The sequence below is a fragment of the Ruegeria sp. AB10 genome, assembly GCF_056542745.1.
Genome location: NZ_JBQGAI010000001.1, coordinates 784,824 through 802,262 on the forward strand (window position 1 = coordinate 784,824; position 17,439 = coordinate 802,262).

Sequence of the window (17,439 nt, forward strand, 5' to 3'; positions counted from 1 at the left end):
GTGATTTCGCAAACTGTGACCGGAGCATCTGGAACAGACATGGATCAGACCGTCGAAACCGACATTCCGGACTGGGGGCCTTTCGGAAAGCCATTGTTTGACAACCCCGAGGCCCGCGCCCTGTCGCGTGTGGGTGTTGTCGATGTTGGGTCGAACTCGGTCCGGATGGTGATTTTTGACGGGGCCGCGCGGTCTCCGGCCTATTTCTACAACGAAAAGGTCATGTGCGAATTGGGGGCGGGTCTGTCCGAGACCGGTCGTCTGAACCCGCGCGGAAGGGTGCGCGCGTTGGCCGCGCTGCGCCGGTTCCGGCGTCTGGCCGATGATCTGGGGCTGCCGGGTCTACATGTCGTCGCCACTGCCGCCGTGCGTGAGGCGAAAGACGGGCCGGACTTCTGCGATGAGGTCAAATCCGAAACCGGCTTGACCGTTGCGGTCATTGATGGCGGGGAAGAGGCGCGGCTGTCCGCGCAGGGTGTGCTGCTGGGCTGGCCCGGCGCCTATGGTCTGATCTGCGATATCGGTGGCTCCTCCATGGAACTGGCCGAGATCGGTGATGGTGACGTGGGACGCCGTGTGACATCGCCCCTAGGCCCGCTGAAACTGCGTGACATCAAGGGCGGACGTCGGGCGCGCAAGGCCCATATCAAGGCCACCATAGAAGAGCTTCGCGACCAGATGGGCAAGCAACGTGACCGTCTGTTCCTTGTCGGCGGCAGTTGGCGCGCCTTTGCACGGCTGGATATGCTGCGCCGGGGTTACCCGCTGAACGTTCTGCATGAATACCGCATGACCACCAAGCAGGTTCATCAGACCATCAAGTTCATTGAAAAGGGCGATCCGGACGAAATGCGCAGCCTGGCTGGCGTTTCCAGTTCCCGTATGGCGCTGATCCCCTATGCGATGGATGTGCTGGCGCGCCTGATCCGAACGTTCAAACCCAAGGACATTGCGATCTCAAGCTATGGCATCCGCGAAGGGTTGCTGTATGAACAGATGCCGCAAGCCCTGCGCGACCGCGACCCACTGATCGAGGCCAGCCGGTTTTCCGAGGCCAAGGACGCCCGCCTGCCGGGGTTTGGCAAACACCTTTATGACTTTGTGATGCCGCTGTTCAAATCAGCCCCCGAGGCCCGCGTGCGTCTGGTCAAGGCCGCCTGCCTGTTGCATGACGTCAGCTGGCGCGCCCATCCCGATTATCGGGCCGAGGTCTGCTTTGACTATGTCACCCGCGCCAATCTGGGTGGGCTGAAGCACTCGGAACGGGTCTTTATCGGTCTCGCCCTGCAGCACCGGTATCGCAACAAGCGCGAGGGCAACAGGTTCGAGCCGCTTTACAAGCTGCTGGACGAGAAGGATCAGAAACAGGCAGAGATTCTGGGCAAGGCCATGCGCTTTGGCGCCATGCTCTGGATGCAGAATGACGCCCCCATGGGCACCCTGCGCCTCTACCCCAAAAAACACCAGCTTGACCTGCTGCTGCCGAAATCGGCAGGCCCCCTGTTCAACGAAGTGGCCGAAGCGCGACTGACGTCTCTGGCAAATGCACTGAGTTCGGACACCCGCATCATCATCCGGGACTAAGGGTCAGATTTCTGTTCCCTCGTCCATTTCCTCTTCGGTGTTTTCCGGGGTGTCGGGTTGGTCCTGCTGGGGCTTTTTGCGGATGATGATATCCCCGTTGGGCAGAATCTCGGGCGGTTCATAAGCGCTCCAATCCTCGATCTCGCCTGCCAGATCCGCCAGAGCGGGCCCCATCTGTTCAAAGAACGACTGCATCGCCGGACCGAACTGGGTGACCAGGCCCTGCAGATCCTCAAGCGCGGGCTCCATTTCCTGGCGCAACCCCTCAAAGAACAACTCGGCACCCTGCTCAATCAGGGATTTTCCCGTGTCTTCCTCGGCATGGGCAGGCAACGCCAGAACCGCTGTTACCGCACAGATCGGAAAAAGATGTTTCATGACCCAAATTATAGGCGGTGTCGCCCCATGATGAAAGGTCAGAGGTCGATATCCAGCGTGACCGGGAAATGATCGGACGCCGTCAGCAGCGCCTGTTGCAGGTCCGGCAAGGCCCGCAGGCCGGTATCCCTGAGCGGGTGCCAGATTCGCCAGGCAGGACGCCGGGTGCGCAAGTTCTCACTGATCATGATGTAGTCCAGCAACGCCTCAAGGTGGCGCCCGCCCTGACGGACAAACCGGGCGGTGGACGGGGTCGGGTCGGCCCCTTTCGCGTGCGGATCGAACAACCCGGCCTGCAGCAAAATCTCGACCGATGAGCGCCCGAACAGGTGCTCGAACTCATCCAGCCCCGGCCCGTCGTTCAGATCACCCAGAAGAATGACCTGCTCGGCGTCCGCGATATGTGTCCGGACCCGACGGGACAGCCAGACGGCCTGTGCCAATTGTTTGCGCCGGTTCGCGATCGAAATGCGGATCGCCTCATCCCGCGACCCGGCGCCGTGCGGGGCCTTGGATTTCAGATGCGCTCCGATCAGCCGGACTTGTGCCCCGGCCTTGGTTTGCATCGCCAGTTCCATCGGAGGTTTGGAAAATCGCACATGATCTTCGGTCGCGTCGATATCAAGGTCGATATGAAACACCCCGTCAAAACGCGGCGCCGCCCGGTCACCCGGAACCGGGTCGTGCTGCACGGTTAGCGCTTTGGGGTCATAAAGCAGGGCAAGTTCCTGATGAGTGTCGTTGGCAAATCCCATCACCGCGTGCGAGGTGCGCAGATCGAAGGCTTCGGCAAAACTCTGCAACGCGCGGATGGTGTCCTGTGACTTGCCCGAGTTCGGCGCCTCGACAATCAGGATCGCGTCCGCGTCAATTGCGGTCAGAACCTTGGCAATGGCCTCGACCTGCTGCGCTTTGGTGACGTTGTGGCGGCCGGACCAGCTGTCATTCACGATCAGTTTGTCGTTGCGGTCGAACAGGTTGGCGAACCATTCGATGTTGTAGGTCGCCAGTCGCATCGGTTCAGGCCCGCGCGCCGTTGATCTCATCCCATGCGCGATTGATGTCGATCATCTTCTTTTCGGCCAGACGAATGGCCTCTTCGGGCACGCCACGGGCCATCATCGCATCGGGGTGCGTGTCGCGCACCAGTTGCCGCCAGACCTTGCGGATATCAGGCAGCGGCATATCACGGGGCACGCCCAGAACCGTGTATGGATCCTTGGGCGCGTCGGGCACAAAGCGCGCCCTCAACGCCAGAAACTGCGCCTCGGACTGGCCGAAAATGCGGCTGACTTCTTCCAGGAACTCGTTTTCGTTGGGGTGATAGAACCCGTCGGCCATGGCGATGTGAAACAGCCCCTCCATCAGGTCGCAGAGCGTGGTGCTGTCATCGGCAAACATGCGGGCAATCTTGCGGGCATAATCCTGATAGCCGGCAACATCCGTCCGGGCCATGTCGAACACACGGGCCGCGCCGGCCTCATCCTCGCGCGCGATCTGGAAAACGTCGCGAAAGGCTGTCACCTCGTCCCGCGTCACCTGCCCGTCGGCCTTGGCCATCTTCGCGCCCAGCGCGACCACGGCAATCGCAAACGCGACCGAGCGTTCGGGCGGTGTGCGCAGTTTCTCAAAAACGGCCGTCAGGCTTTCGCCTTGGGCAAGTGCGCTCAGCGCGTCGGATATGCGGGTCCAGATCGACATGAGCGCACCCTAGCGCCCCAAATCGAAACTGTCAGGTGCAACCTATTCGTCAGACGCAAGAATTTTCTGCATCAGCACAAGATCCAGCCGCTTGCCCCATTTGAACCCGACCTCTGGCATGACCCCGACCTGCGTGTACCCAAGCGCAGCGTGAAATGCGACCGCCCCCGGATTGGCCGAGGAAATACCGGCGACCAGTACATGCACGCCCTCTGCCCGCGCCACGCCTTCAAGCGCGGACATCAAGGCCCGCCCGGCGCCCTGCCCGCGCGCCTCTGGGGCCAGTTGGATGGTATGCTCGCGGCAATGGGCATAGCCCGGACCGTTGCGAAATGGGGCGTAAGTGGCAAAGCCCTGAACCTGACCATCCCTTTCGGCCACCAGATAGGCAGGATCGCGGATTTCAATGTCCGTAGCAATGGCATCCACGCTGCGTTCATCGGTGGTGAAGGTCACCAGCGTATCGCGAATGATCGCGTTGGTGATTTCAGCGATTGAAGCGGCGTCTGAAGCCCGCGCCCGCCTTACGATCATTCCAACACACGCGGGCCATGCGGTGTTTCGAACTCGGCCCGCAGTGCGGCTGGCCCGGTGTCAAACACTACGGTTTCCAAATCGCCCAGCAGCCGGGCCAGATCCAAAGCATCGGGGTGGAAAACCACAAGACGCCGCAGGCGGCACCCGCTATCCTGCAACATTTGCGCCGGATGCAGATCGCCGTGCCATTGGATAAGGGCGGGAAACAGGTTGTCGAATGGCAGCCGCCCGTTGGGCGGCACCGCCATTTGCCACCGCAATGCGCCGCGGGTCAGGTCGATAGGGTGGCCCACGCCATCGGGGAACATGGCCAACGAGGCCTCGATATCCGGAACCCGGCAAATCCAGTTGGTCAGGCGCGGCGCGCCAGCGAAGCGATCCAGATCAAACCACCTTGTGCGCTCCACCCTCGGGGCCTGAGGATCAATTGCGATGGCCTCCAGATACAAACCGTCCCGCAGGCCCAGCAGACGGTTATGGGTGCCAAAGACGTCGTGTTTGCCGCCATCCTGCAGTGACACACCCAGGGCTTGCTCAACATGGGCCGAGGCGTCCTCGAGCGTTTCGCCCGCGACGGCCAGATGATCCAGTAACATGCTCAGCCTCCTACGAATTGCGACCAGACCCGTAAGGGGCCTGGCCGCATGTTTCCGTCAAAGGCGCTGGATCACAAGATTTTTCGACGAAAAATCGCCGCAGGCTCAGCCCTTGGCTTTGCCGATCAGACGCAGAATATCCTGCGCGGCCTCGGGGATATTGGTGCCCGGTCCAAAGATTGCCTTGACGCCGTGATCATAGAGGAACTGGTAATCCTGCTGCGGGATCACCCCACCACAGATCACGATAATATCCTCGGCCCCGGCCTTCTTGAGCTCCTCGACAAGCTGCGGTGCCAGCGTCTTGTGCCCCGCTGCCTGCGACGAGATTCCGATCACGTGCACATCGTTATCCACCGCATCCTGAGCGGCCTCGGCCGGGGTCTGGAACAGAGGGCCAACGTCCACGTCAAACCCGATATCGGCAAAGGCGGTGGCGATCACCTTGGCGCCCCGGTCATGCCCATCCTGGCCCATCTTGACGACCAGCAGTCGGGGGCGGCGACCCTCGGCCTCGGCAAATTCTTCGATGGATTTCTGGATGGCGGCAAACCCTTCATCGCCCTCATAGGCTGCACCATAGACACCAGCCAGTGTCTTTACCTCGGCGCGGTGACGGCCGAACTCTTTTTCCATTGCCATGCTGATCTCTCCTACGGATGCGCGGGCACGGGCGGCCTCGACCGCAGCAGCCAGCAGGTTTCCGCCCTCTTGGGCGGTTTTGGTCAAGGCGTCCAGCGCCTGTTGGCATGCAGCCTCATCACGAGTGGCGCGGATACGTTCCAGTCGCGCAACCTGAGCCTCGCGCACGGCGACGTTGTCGACGTCCAGAATATCGATCGGGTCTTCCTGTTCCTTGCGGTATTTGTTGACGCCGACGATCACCTCGTCACCCCGGTCGATCATGGCCTGACGGCGGGCAGCGCTTTCCTCAATCCGCAGCTTGGGCATTCCGCTGGCCACGGCCTTGGTCATACCGCCCATCTCCTCGACCTCTTCCATCAAGGCCCAGGCTTTTTCGATCAACTCACTGGTCAGGCTCTCGACATAGTAGGATCCCGCCAGCGGATCGACCACATCGGTCACGCCGGTTTCCTCCTGCAGCACCAACTGCGTGTTCCGCGCGATACGGGCCGAGAAATCGGTGGGCAGCGCAATCGCCTCGTCCAGAGCGTTGGTGTGCAGGCTTTGCGTGCCGCCCAGAACCGCGCTCATCGCCTCATAGGCGGTGCGGATCACGTTGTTATAGGGGTCCTGCTCCTGCAGCGACACGCCGGACGTCTGGCAGTGGGTGCGCAGCATCTTCGACCGTTCGGATTTCGCCCCGAAATCCGTCATCACCCGGTGCCACAGCGTGCGCGCGGCGCGCAGTTTGGCGATCTCCATGAAGAAGTTCATCCCGATGGCAAAGAAGAACGACAGGCGACCGGCAAACTTGTCCACGTCCATCCCGGCCTGCGTCGCGGCGCGGACATATTCGCGGCCGTCGGCCAGCGTATATGCCAACTCCTGCACCAGATTCGCCCCGGCCTCTTGCATGTGGTAGCCCGAGATCGAGATCGAGTTGAACTTGGGCATCTCGTTCGACGTGTATTCGATGATGTCCGAGATGATCTTCATCGATGGTTCCGGCGGGTAGATATAGGTGTTGCGCACCATGAATTCTTTCAGAATGTCATTCTGAATGGTGCCGGACAGCACCGATTTGTCATGTCCCTGCTCTTCGCCCGCCACTATGAAATTCGCCAGAATCGGGATCACCGCGCCGTTCATCGTCATCGAGACCGAGACCTTGTCCAGCGGGATACCGTCGAACAGGATTTTCATATCCTCGACACTGTCGATGGCCACACCGGCCTTGCCCACATCGCCCACAACACGCGGGTGGTCGCTGTCATAGCCCCGGTGCGTGGCCAGATCGAAAGCCACGGAAACCCCTTGCTGACCGGCAGCCAGATTGCGGCGGTAAAAGGCGTTCGATTCCTCAGCCGTCGAAAAGCCCGCATACTGGCGGATCGTCCAGGGACGCCCGGCATACATCGTCGCTTTCACCCCGCGCGTGAACGGTCCGAACCCGGGCAGAGAGCCCATATGCGGCAGGTCGGCGGTATCGTCCTGCGTATAAAGCGGTTTGACGTCGATGCCTTCCAGCGTTTCACGGGTCAGGTCTTCCAGCGGACGACCGCGCAGCTCTTTTTCGGCCAGCGCCTGCCAGCCTTTCGTATCGGTCATAGCGATTTCCTTTTCTCAATTCGGGTCGCGACAGGGCATCCCGTCTGCGATGTGATGTTCCGGGCGGCCGATCCGGGCGCAATCAGACGCGATATTTTGAACGTCTGGCGCATTTCACCGGTCGCATTCGTGGGCACAGGGGCTATATTCAATTCAACAGGAGGCCCCATGACACGAACGCTTGCCCTTGTTTTCTCGGCACTATTCCCGCTGGCAGCGATGGCCGCCGACGGGTCTGCACCGGCAGAGGACGAATTTGTCCGCCCTGCAGGCGACAGCGAACTCACCGAGTTTCTCTGGGTCAACCGGCCCATCGTTGTCTTTGCCGACACGCCCGCCGACCCGCGTTTCCAGCAACAGATCGACATGCTGGTCGAAGGCGAAGCAGCCATGCGCGACCGTGACGTGGTTGTATTGATCGACACCGATCCGGCGGCGCGATCACCGATCCGGTCGCAATTGCGGCCACGTGGGTTCCAGATGGTGTTTGTCGACAAGGACGGCGTCGTCAAACTGCGCAAACCGTCGCCATGGAGTGTGCGCGAGATCGGCCGGTCCATCGACAAGACCCCCCTGCGCCAACGCGAGATCCGCGAACGGCGCGAGGGCGGCTGAAGGCTTTCGGCACATCCCCGCCCCCCGGCGCGATGCGCCGGAGAGCACTGGATATATGACAAAAGCGCAGCCATGATCACTCGAACTCGATGATCACGTCGTCAACGGCAAGGCTGTCGCCCGCACCTGCGTTGATCTTGGCGACCTTGCCCTTCTTCTCGGCGCGCAGGATGTTTTCCATCTTCATCGCCTCGATGGTGCACAGCGCCTGCCCTTCCTGCACTTCCTGACCCACTTCGACGTCGACCTTCACGATCAGACCCGGCATCGGGCAAAGCAGCATTTTCGAAGTATCGGGCGGCAGTTTCTCGGGCATCATGCGGGCCAGTTCGGCCTGACGCGGAGTGCGCACATGCACCTTGATATCCGCGCCACGGTTGCGGATGCGGAACCCGCCCGAAACCTTGCCAACCTTCAGGACAAGCGGGCTGCCATCGACATCCAGAACAGCCAGTTGATCACCCGGTGTCCAGTCGGACGCGATGCGCGAGGTGGTGCCATCCGCGAAGGTCACGGTCGAACCATCCTTGTCCGCGTCGATGGCAACGGCGAACTCCTGCCCCTGCACGGTCACAACCCAATCCGTGCCAACCTTGCGTTCATGATTGTCCATCCGACCCGATACGCGGGTGCGGCGAATCTCGGCAACTCGATGCATGGCCGCGCATGAGGCCGCGATGCGGCGCAGGTCACCCTCAGGCAATTCCACACCTTCGAACCCGTCCGGGTATTCCTCGGCGATGAAGGCGGTGGTCATGTCGCCCTTGATGAAAATGGGGTGATCCATCACTGCCGACAGGAAGGGCAGGTTATGTCCGATGCCTTCGACCTCGAAACTGTCCAGCGCCACGCGCATCGCCTCGATCGCCTGTTCACGGGTCGGGGCCCAGGTGCACAGCTTGGCGATCATCGGGTCGTAATACATGCTGATCTCGCCGCCCTCGTAGACGCCGGTATCATTGCGCACGGCCGCAGGCCCTTCGGGCGCATCGCCTTGCCATTTGCCATTGACCAGCATCGGGCCGGCCGCCGTTTCCTGCGGCGGGCGATAGCGGGTCAGGCGGCCAATCGAAGGCAGGAAGCCGCGATACGGGTCCTCAGCATATAGGCGGTTTTCGATGGCCCAGCCGGTCAATGTCACATCGTCCTGGGTGATGGTCAGCTTTTCACCAGCGGCGACGCGGATCATCTGTTCCACCAGATCGACGCCGGTGATCAACTCGGTCACAGGGTGCTCCACCTGCAGGCGGGTGTTCATTTCGAGGAAGTAGAAGTTCTTCTCTCCATCCACGATGAACTCGACCGTCCCGGCGCTGGCATAGTTCACCGCCTTGGCCAAGGCGACTGCCTGTTCGCCCATCGCCTTGCGGGTCTCGGGGTCAAGGAACGGCGACGGGGCCTCTTCCACCACCTTCTGATTGCGGCGCTGGATCGAGCATTCGCGCTCACCCAGATAGATGCCATTGCCGTGGCTGTCGCACAGAACCTGAATTTCGATATGGCGCGGCTGGGTCACGAATTTCTCGATAAAGATCCGGTCATCACCAAAGGAATTCGCGGCCTCGTTTTTCGAGGACTGGAAGCCCTCGCGCGCTTCTTCGTCGTTCCACGCGATCCGCATGCCTTTGCCGCCGCCGCCGGCGCTGGCCTTGATCATGACGGGATAGCCGATCTGCTGACTGATCTTGACCGCCTCGTCTGCGTCTTCGATCAGCCCCATGTAGCCGGGCACCGTCGAAACGCCCGCATCCTGTGCGATCTTCTTCGAGGTGATCTTGTCACCCATGCTTTCAATCGCACCAACCGGGGGGCCGACGAACGCCACGCCTTCGGCCTCAAGCGCCTCGGCGAATTTCGAGTTTTCGGACAGGAAACCATAGCCCGGATGCACCGCCTGCGCGCCGCTTTGACGGATGGCATCCATCACCTTGTCGATCACGATGTAAGACTGGTTCGCAGGCGGCGGGCCGATGTGCACCGCCTCATCCGCCATCGACACGTGCAACGCGTTTCTGTCCGCATCCGAATAAATGGCAACGGTGCCGATACCCATTTTGCGGGCGGTCTTGATGACCCGGCAGGCGATCTCGCCCCGGTTGGCGATCAGAATCTTGTTGAACATGGAACGTCCTTTGTCTTAGTGTTCTGGAAACGCAAAACGCCGCCGCGGGGCTTAAACCCCACGACGGCGTGTTGCGCGATGGCGGTCGGGGCGACGGGCGCCCCGTAGTATACGTTAGTAGCAGTTCCCCTGCGTCTTGCAGTAAAGCACGTTGCCTGCTGCGCCAACCACAGCGCCAAGCAGCGGGTCGGCACTGACGACTGCCGCACCCACGGCCCCTGCACCACCGCCAAGCAGCGCCTGTTCACCAGTGGAATCACCACAGGCGGCCAAGCCCGCGCAGGTAGCCACGACAAGGAAGAATTTTGAGATTCGCATACGCTCTGCCCCTTTTGGTTTCTTGATGCGTCGGGGCGCAGATGGCGTATGCGGGGGCTGTTATTCAATAACAGGCCCCGCAAATCTGCATTTTGCGCAGAATTATGCCGCTTTAAGCGCAACGATCGCTCAAAGAAAAACGCGGGCGAGGTATTGTGAGTTTCACAAACCTGCCCGCGGAAGGAAGGGGTACGGAATAGTAGGTGCTTGTGCGGCGCAGGCAAAGTAGAGCCGCACGGCCCGTTCACATTGCACGCCACAATAAGGGTCGCAAACAAAGTATTGTTTCCAAGCGAGATTCCGGCTGGAATTCGCCCATACGGCGAATTCTCGCGCAGAATTGCGCCGACACCCTGCCCCATCAGGCGCGCGTTTCCATCCGTCTGCACAATCACATTGACGTTACAACGCTCGCTATTGGGGGGTATTTCTGCACGTGCATCATCACGGCGGGACACAATCCGTCGCTGCGAATCTCCGTTCACAGACGTATAGTTAACCGATCTGTTCACCATACTGTGAAAATTCCGACGCTTTCGCACAATTTTGCTTGAGAAATCGGGCCGGTTTCGTCCCGTTCTCGTGATTTCCCACACTGGATTTTGCGTGAAACCTTGCCCGTGCACTTCTGCACACAAGGAATCATCCGCATGATTATAAAGAGAAAAAAGGCACCTCTGCTTGTTGCCTCTGCGTTGAGCGTGACCAGCACGCTGGCCGTTGCCCAGGACGCCGAGACCCAGGCAGAGCTGGATGCGCTGCGCGCCCGCATCGAGGCGCTGGAATCCACAGGGCCAGGTACCACACCCGGGGAATTCAGAATCGGCAATACCACTCTGGACGTCTATGGCTATGTCAAAGCCGACTTCTTCTACGACTTCGATTTCGACCAGGGCGACACCGCCTTCGTGAACGTCATCGGTGAACCCTCGGCTGCCACCGACGGTACCTTCGGCGCCACCGTACGACAGTCTCGCGTCGGTTTGCTGACCACCACACCCAGCGCTATTGGCGACATCGGCGGTCAACTGGAAGTTGACCTTTTTGCGTCGAACGGCACTGCCGAATTTCGACTGCGTCATGCCAATATCCGAATCGGAGACAATTGGCTGATCGGCCAGTACTGGACCAACTTCCAGCCGCTGGACACCTATCCGACCTCGGTCGAATTCAACGGCCCCGTTGGCATCGCTTTCGCCCGTGTTCCGCAGGTCCGCTACTCCAACAGTTTCGGGGCCAACACGTCCTTCGCCGTTTCGGTCGAAGAAAACGTCAGCGGGTCGAACTCGGATGACCCGGTGCTGACCGCCTCGGCGGAATACAATGACGGCACCTATATCGCCCGCGCGGCGGCCCTCTATGGCAAGGCCGAAGGTGGCGGAGTCGAGGTGGATCAGACCGGCTTTACCCTGTCCGGATCGGTGCGCCCGTGGCAAGGCGGGCTGTTTCAGGTCAACTATGTCAACGGCGAGGCCCTTGGCCCCTACCTGATCGGCCTTGGTGATCCGGTTGTCGGCGGTCGGGCCAACGACGTGGACGGCTACACCATCGAATTCCGGCAGGACCTTGGGGAAAAGTGGAATGTCGGCATCGCCTACGGCAAGGAAGACTATGACCTGCCCACCTCGACCGGCACATTGTCCTTTACCGAGTTGGAGACGATCCACGTCAATGCCTTCTATCAGGCCACCGAGAACCTGACGCTGAGCGCCGAGTACATCTATGGTGAGCGGAATGACGAACCCACGGGCCGGACCTTTGACGGCAACCGTGTTCAGGTCGCCGCGCAGCTTAATTTCTGAACGCACAGAACCGCCCTGCCCGCGACCGGGCAGGGTTTTTTCCGAAGCTTTCCCCGGATTGATATGTGCGACAACGGCCTGCACGGTTCAGCGCACCCCGTCGAAGATATCGGGGAACGACACCCGCGCTGCATCCACATCGATCACCAGCAATGCGTCATAGCTGGCCGGATCAAACGGGTCTTCGGCCGGGATGACTTCGCGCTCGAACAGCCAGCTCAGGCGGCCGGCATCCAGATTGCCACGCTCGAACGGCTGATCACCAAAGTTCTGCCACAGCGCTTCCATGAACGCGGCGTCCGCACGACGGTCGGCCGGTTTGCGATCGCGGAACCGCTCGCGCCGCGTAATCGGCGTGACGCCCTTCGGGTTGGCCCGGCGAATGGTGAACTGAAAATCCGTCCCCGCAAGACGTCCGGGAAATCCGCGGTGCTTCAGCATGTCGGCACCTCGCTGTTCACAGGTATCGGGGAAACAGAATCGCCCCTCAAAGCAGACGGGATCATATCGCGCACCTCCAAAGCCGCATTGGTGTTCAGAAACGCTCTGAGGTGGTGAAAACGGGGTTTCATGGTCAGAGCCCCTCCCAGATACATTGGGATTGCTCCAGCCGATAGGCTTCAAAAAACTGCGTGGCGTCAGGCGCCGATCGTCCAAACTCGACAGGCCGGTCAGACAGCGAGATCACGACACGCGCCGGATCAAGCTCGTGACGCACCACATAGGCAACCGCGAGGGTCTGGCACAGGTGTTCCATGTCGTTCGAGGCGACGTCATAACCGATGCGGCCAGCAGTGTAGCCGATCTTGGGCGCGACAAAACGGAACCTGACCCACAGCTCGCCCGGGTTGTTGTCCAGCAGCACGTCGCTTAAATGCACGGGCTGTCCCGACGGAACCGGCAACAGGTTTTCGGCTTGCGCAACAGCGGCGGATGACCATCCCAGAAGCAACAGAATAAAGGCGCGACCCCAGCCCCGATTGACGCGGGCTCCTCTCTCCGGGGTCGCGCGCGCATGGCTTGTGGCCCGCGCTTTTCTATCTCTGATACGGTCAGTCATCTATCAGCTTTAGTCTCAAAGTCAAACTTCGATCCGGCAATTGCGCCATGATCCGCCGACCGGGGAATCCCTGGCGGGCGGGTCATTCAGACACCCCTTACAGCGGGATATTGTCGTGCTTTTTCCACGGGTTTTTCAGCTGCTTGTTACGCAGGCTGGCAAACGCGCGGGACACACGGCGGCGAGTGGATTGCGGCATGATCACCTCGTCGATGAAGCCACGTTCAGCGGCGACAAAGGGGTTGGCAAACCGGTCCTCGTAATCCTGCGTATGCTGCGCGATCTTTTCCGCATCGCCCAGGTCGGCGCGGTGGATGATCTCGGTTGCGCCCTTGGCGCCCATCACCGCAATCTCGGCGGTTGGCCACGCATAGTTGAAATCGCCGCGCAGGTGCTTGGAGGCCATAACGTCATATGCACCGCCATAGGCCTTGCGGGTGATCACGGTGACTTTCGGAACGGTGGCTTCGCCATATGCGAACAGCAGCTTTGCGCCATGCTTGATCACGCCGCCATATTCCTGCGAAGTTCCCGGCAGGAAGCCCGGCACGTCGACCAACGTCAGGATCGGAATCTCGAAACAGTCACAGAAACGCACGAACCGCGCCGCCTTGCGCGAGCTGTCGATGTCCAGACACCCGGCCAGAACCATCGGCTGGTTGGCCACAACGCCCACGGTCTGCCCTTCCAGACGGATGAAACCGGTGATGATGTTCTTGGCGTAGTCTTCCTGAATTTCGTAGAAGTCGCCCTCATCCGCCACTTTGGTGATGAGTTCCTTCATGTCGTAGGGCGTGTTCGGGTTGTCCGGGATCAATGTATCCAGCGAAGTCTCCACCCGGTCCGTTTCATCAAAAAACGGGCGTACAGGCGGTTTCTCGCGGTTGTTGAGCGGCAGGAAATCGACCAGGCGACGCACCTCGGCCATCGCCTCAACATCGTTTTCGAACGCGCCATCCGCGACCGAGGATTTCTTGGTATGGGTCGAGGCGCCGCCCAATTCCTCGGCGGTGACAACCTCGTTGGTGACGGTTTTCACAACGTCGGGGCCGGTCACGAACATGTAGGACGTGTCTTTGACCATGAAGATAAAGTCGGTCATCGCCGGGCTGTAAACAGCGCCACCAGCACAAGGCCCCATGATCACACTGATCTGCGGCACCACGCCCGAGGCCATGATGTTGCGCTGGAACACTTCGGCATACCCCGCCAACGAGGCAACACCTTCCTGGATTCGCGCCCCGCCCGAGTCGTTGATTCCAATCACCGGCGCGCCGTTCTGGATCGCCATATCCATGATCTTGCAGATTTTCTGCGCATGGGTTTCTGACAGCGAACCACCAAACACGGTGAAATCCTGACTGAACACATAGACCATCCGGCCATTGATCGTACCCCAGCCGGTAACCACGCCATCGCCCGCAGTCTTTTGTTTTTCCATCCCGAAATCGGTACAACGGTGGCTGACGAACATGTCGAACTCTTCAAAGCTGCCTTCGTCCAGCAGCAGCTCGATCCGCTCGCGCGCGGTCAGCTTGCCACGCCCGTGCTGCGCGTCGATACGCTTTTGCCCACCGCCCAGCCGGGCATCGTTGCGGCGATCTTCAAGCTCGGTAAGGATATCTTTCATGGCGCTCATTCCCTGTGAGATTTCGCGCGACACTATACGCATACGCTTCAGGTCCAAAGCATCTTTCGGCAAATTTGCAAACTTACCGCAACAAACTTATGGAAAACTGTAAATCTGCTAAGATTCACAGTGAGACGCAGTCTTGGATAGCATTCCCTGAAACGGTCACTATACCTGTGAACCATGCAGTTCAGTTCATCCCGGGCGCATCGCTCGCCCCCCACGATATCCACGTTGGTTTTACTTTCTGGGCTGTCCGCGCTCAGCCTGAACTTGTTCTTGCCCAGCCTGCCGAACATGGCGCTGCATTTTCAGACCGACTATAAGGTGATGCAGTTGTCGATTGCGCTGTACCTTCTGGTCAATGCAGTGCTGCAGATCCTGATCGGCCCGATTGCCGACAAGGCCGGGCGTCGACCGGTCATGCTGTGGGGGCTGGCGCTGTTCCTGATCGCCACGCTGGGTTGTGTCTACGCTCCGAACATCGAGGTGTTTCTGGCCTTTCGGATGTGTCAGGCCATCGTGGTCGTGGGCATGGTGCTCAGCCGAGCAGCGGTGCGCGATCTGTATGATCAGGATCGGGCGGCCTCGATGATCGGCTATGTCACGATGGGCATGGCAGTTGTCCCCATGATCGGCCCGGCCATAGGCGGCGTGCTGGAAGAGAGCTTTGGCTGGAAAGCCAATTTCTGGCTGCCCTTCGCATTGGGTGCGATGACACTGGCACTGACCTATGTCGACTTTGGCGAGACCTCGGCAAAAAGCGGCAAGACGCTGATACAGCAATTCCGCGAATACCCGGAACTGCTGCGCTCACCCCGGTTCTGGGGCTATTCGCTGTCCTCCGCATTGTCCTCGGGAGCCTTCTTCGCCTATCTGGGCGGTGCACCCTTTATCGGCACCGAACTCTTTGGCCTCAGCGCGGCGCAGGTCGGCATCTATTTCGGCGCGCCAGCCGTTGGGTACTTTTTCGGCAATTTCTTCAGCGGGCGTTATTCGGTCCGGTTTGGCGTGAACCGAATGGTGTTCTGGGGCTGCTGGCTGAACGCAATCGGCGTCGCCCTTTCGGCCCTTCTGTTTCTGGCAGGCTTTGGCACCGCGCTCAGCTTTTTCGGCTTCATGACCTTCGTGGGCATCGGCAACGGCATGACGATCCCCAACGCCACTTCAGGCGCGTTGTCCGTACGCCCTCATCTGGCCGCCACCGCCTCGGGCCTGAGCGGTGCAATCATGCTGGGCGGCGGCGCTGGCCTCAGCGCCCTTGCCGGAGCCTTACTGACCCGCGAAACCGGCGCGATGCCACTGCTATGGCTTATGCTGGCCACATCAGCCTTGGCAATCTGCGCCATCGCTTCGGTAATCCGGCGCGAACGGCAATTGGGCCTGTAACACGGCTTGCACCGGATGGTTTGCAAAGTTAGCCTGCAACAATAGAAAAGTTGCAAAGGCACACCATGGCCACCCAAAAGCTTTATGCCGGTGCGAAACTGCGCGAAATGCGCACGCGCCTGACCCTGACGCAAAAGGAATTCGCCACGAAACTGGGGGTTTCGCTGCCCTACCTGAACCAGATGGAGAACAACAACCGGCCGATCTCGACCACGGTTGTTCTGGCGTTGGCGCAGGAATTCGGCATGGACGTGACCGAACTGAGCACTGGCGACAGCGAACGCCTAGTCTCGGACATGCGCGAGGCACTGGCGGACCCGGTGTTCGACGACATGCCACCGCTGGCCGACCTGCGCCTGACGGCCTCGAACGCCCCCGCGCTGGCCCGCGCGTTCATTGCATTACACCGCACGTACCGCCAAACGCACGAACGACTGGCCTCACTGGACGAGGCCCTGGGCCGTGAAGACGCGCAGATTCAGGCCAGCCCATGGGAGGAAGTGCGGGATTTCTTCCACTACTGCGACAATTACATCGACGCGGTCGACCGCGCTGCCGAGCGCTTCTCGCCCCGCGCCGAAGAGGCCGGCGGCATTCGCGCCGCGGCGATCAACAGCCTGGGCGAGCGCGGCATTCGGGTGCAGTTCGTCGACATTCCCGAAACCAGGAAATACGACGCCGACAGCAAAACGCTGAAACTCTCGTCGCGCACGGCCCCGCAGACACAGGTGTTTCAACTGCTGCTGCAGGTGGCGCTGATCAGCCAGGACAAGCTGCTCGACGCGACGCTGGACTTCGCCAAGTTCCAAAGCGAAGAGGCCCGCGCCATCGCCAAGATCGGTCTGGCCAACTATTTCGCGGGCGCCTCACTGATGCCGTATGACGCTTTTTTGGGCGCCGCGCAGGAATACCGCCACGATCTGGAACTGCTCAGCAACCGGTTTGGCGCGTCGATCGAACAGGTGGCACACAGACTTTCGACCCTGCAACGTCCCGGTGCCAAGGGTATCCCGTTTTTCTTCGTACGCGTCGATCAGGCTGGTACCATCACCAAACGCCACTCGGCCACGCGCCTGCAATTCGCCCGGTTCGGCGGCGCCTGCCCCCTGTGGAACGTTCACCGCGCCTTTGAAACCCCCGGCCATTTCCTGCGGCAATTGGCGGAAACACCGGATGGTGTCCGCTATATCTCGCTGGCACGGGATGTATCGAAATCGGGCGGCTCCTTCGGTGCGCCTGTGCGCCGCTATGCCATCGCCCTTGGGTGCGAGGTCCGCCATGCCGAGGCGTTGGTCTATGCCGACAACCTCGATATCAACAACGCAAGCGCCTACGAACCCATCGGCATTTCCTGCCGTATCTGCGAGCGGCAAAACTGCCACCAGCGGTCAGTTCCACCTTTGGAACGTCGCCTAGCCATCGACGCCCATACCCGCGGCACCCTGCCTTATGAAGTCACCTGATCTTCACCTGGC

16 protein-coding genes are annotated in these 17,439 nt (G+C 60.5%); 5 read left to right on the plus strand and 11 right to left on the minus strand.

Annotated elements, in window-relative coordinates; genetic code table 11:
* Positions 1–39 precede the first annotated feature (39 nt).
* Positions 40–1,584: a Ppx/GppA family phosphatase gene (locus tag ACR0NT_RS03955; RefSeq protein ID WP_170671563.1), complete on the plus strand. Its 1,545-nt coding sequence runs from the start codon at positions 40–42 to the stop codon at positions 1,582–1,584.
* Positions 1,585–1,587: 3 nt separating this feature from the next.
* Here the strand turns inward: ACR0NT_RS03955 and ACR0NT_RS03960 are convergent, their stop codons facing one another.
* From ACR0NT_RS03960 to scpA, 6 genes are all read right to left on the minus strand, one after another.
* Complete coding sequence (locus tag ACR0NT_RS03960) at positions 1,588–1,962, minus strand: hypothetical protein (protein WP_170670707.1); 375 nt, start codon at positions 1,960–1,962, stop codon at positions 1,588–1,590.
* A 38-nt stretch (positions 1,963–2,000) separates the two neighbouring features.
* Positions 2,001–2,978, minus strand: a complete 978-nt coding sequence (locus ACR0NT_RS03965) for an endonuclease/exonuclease/phosphatase family protein (RefSeq protein WP_170670705.1) — start codon at positions 2,976–2,978, stop codon at positions 2,001–2,003.
* A gap of 4 nt (positions 2,979–2,982) precedes the next feature.
* Positions 2,983–3,663, minus strand: a complete 681-nt coding sequence (locus ACR0NT_RS03970; protein WP_170441090.1) for a TerB family tellurite resistance protein — start codon at positions 3,661–3,663, stop codon at positions 2,983–2,985.
* Positions 3,664–3,705: 42 nt separating this feature from the next.
* On the minus strand, positions 3,706–4,197 hold the full coding sequence (locus tag ACR0NT_RS03975) for a GNAT family N-acetyltransferase (RefSeq protein WP_170441088.1): 492 nt from the start codon (positions 4,195–4,197) through the stop codon (positions 3,706–3,708).
* Positions 4,194–4,796, minus strand: a complete 603-nt coding sequence (locus ACR0NT_RS03980) for a VOC family protein (RefSeq protein ID WP_170670703.1) — start codon at positions 4,794–4,796, stop codon at positions 4,194–4,196. The genes ACR0NT_RS03975 and ACR0NT_RS03980 overlap by 4 nt, the downstream gene beginning before the upstream one ends.
* A 105-nt stretch (positions 4,797–4,901) precedes the next feature.
* Positions 4,902–7,028 carry a methylmalonyl-CoA mutase gene (gene scpA / locus ACR0NT_RS03985; protein WP_170670701.1) on the minus strand — a complete coding sequence of 709 codons (2,127 nt, stop codon included), beginning with the start codon at positions 7,026–7,028 and terminating at the stop codon, positions 4,902–4,904.
* Between the two features lie 168 nt (positions 7,029–7,196).
* Between scpA and ACR0NT_RS03990 the strand changes: the two genes are divergently transcribed.
* Positions 7,197–7,643, plus strand: coding sequence for a DUF4174 domain-containing protein (locus ACR0NT_RS03990; RefSeq protein ID WP_170670699.1), 447 nt, complete (start codon positions 7,197–7,199; stop codon positions 7,641–7,643).
* Between the two features lie 76 nt (positions 7,644–7,719).
* On the opposite strand, the gene ACR0NT_RS03995 is transcribed toward ACR0NT_RS03990, so the two are convergent.
* Positions 7,720–9,765, minus strand: a complete 2,046-nt coding sequence (locus ACR0NT_RS03995) for an acetyl-CoA carboxylase biotin carboxylase subunit (RefSeq protein WP_170670697.1) — start codon at positions 9,763–9,765, stop codon at positions 7,720–7,722.
* A 114-nt stretch (positions 9,766–9,879) separates the two neighbouring features.
* The gene (locus tag ACR0NT_RS04000) at positions 9,880–10,083 is read right to left on the minus strand and encodes a hypothetical protein (RefSeq protein WP_170441077.1); all 204 of its coding nucleotides are present in this window, start codon (positions 10,081–10,083) and stop codon (positions 9,880–9,882) included.
* 650 nt (positions 10,084–10,733) lie between these two features.
* Here ACR0NT_RS04000 and ACR0NT_RS04005 point away from each other — a divergent pair.
* A complete protein-coding gene (locus ACR0NT_RS04005) occupies positions 10,734–11,885 on the plus strand; it encodes a DcaP family trimeric outer membrane transporter (RefSeq protein ID WP_170441075.1) in 1,152 nt (383 codons plus the stop codon).
* Between the two features lie 87 nt (positions 11,886–11,972).
* On the opposite strand, the gene ACR0NT_RS04010 is transcribed toward ACR0NT_RS04005, so the two are convergent.
* The 3 genes from ACR0NT_RS04010 to ACR0NT_RS04020 all read right to left on the minus strand — a co-directional run bounded on the left by ACR0NT_RS04010 (position 11,973) and on the right by ACR0NT_RS04020 (position 14,575).
* Complete coding sequence (locus ACR0NT_RS04010; protein ID WP_170441073.1) at positions 11,973–12,326, minus strand: hypothetical protein; 354 nt, start codon at positions 12,324–12,326, stop codon at positions 11,973–11,975.
* Positions 12,327–12,459: 133 nt separating this feature from the next.
* On the minus strand, positions 12,460–12,945 hold the full coding sequence (locus ACR0NT_RS04015) for a DUF6497 family protein (RefSeq protein ID WP_480442630.1): 486 nt from the start codon (positions 12,943–12,945) through the stop codon (positions 12,460–12,462).
* A 97-nt stretch (positions 12,946–13,042) separates the two neighbouring features.
* Positions 13,043–14,575, minus strand: a complete 1,533-nt coding sequence (locus ACR0NT_RS04020) for an acyl-CoA carboxylase subunit beta (protein WP_170441070.1) — start codon at positions 14,573–14,575, stop codon at positions 13,043–13,045.
* 183 nt (positions 14,576–14,758) lie between these two features.
* Between ACR0NT_RS04020 and ACR0NT_RS04025 the strand changes: the two genes are divergently transcribed.
* Together ACR0NT_RS04025 and ACR0NT_RS04030 are read left to right on the plus strand one after the other, a co-directional pair.
* Positions 14,759–15,964: a multidrug effflux MFS transporter gene (locus ACR0NT_RS04025; RefSeq protein WP_170670695.1), complete on the plus strand. Its 1,206-nt coding sequence runs from the start codon at positions 14,759–14,761 to the stop codon at positions 15,962–15,964.
* A gap of 65 nt (positions 15,965–16,029) precedes the next feature.
* Positions 16,030–17,427, plus strand: a complete 1,398-nt coding sequence (locus tag ACR0NT_RS04030; RefSeq protein WP_170670693.1) for a helix-turn-helix transcriptional regulator — start codon at positions 16,030–16,032, stop codon at positions 17,425–17,427.
* Positions 17,428–17,439 lie beyond the last annotated feature (12 nt).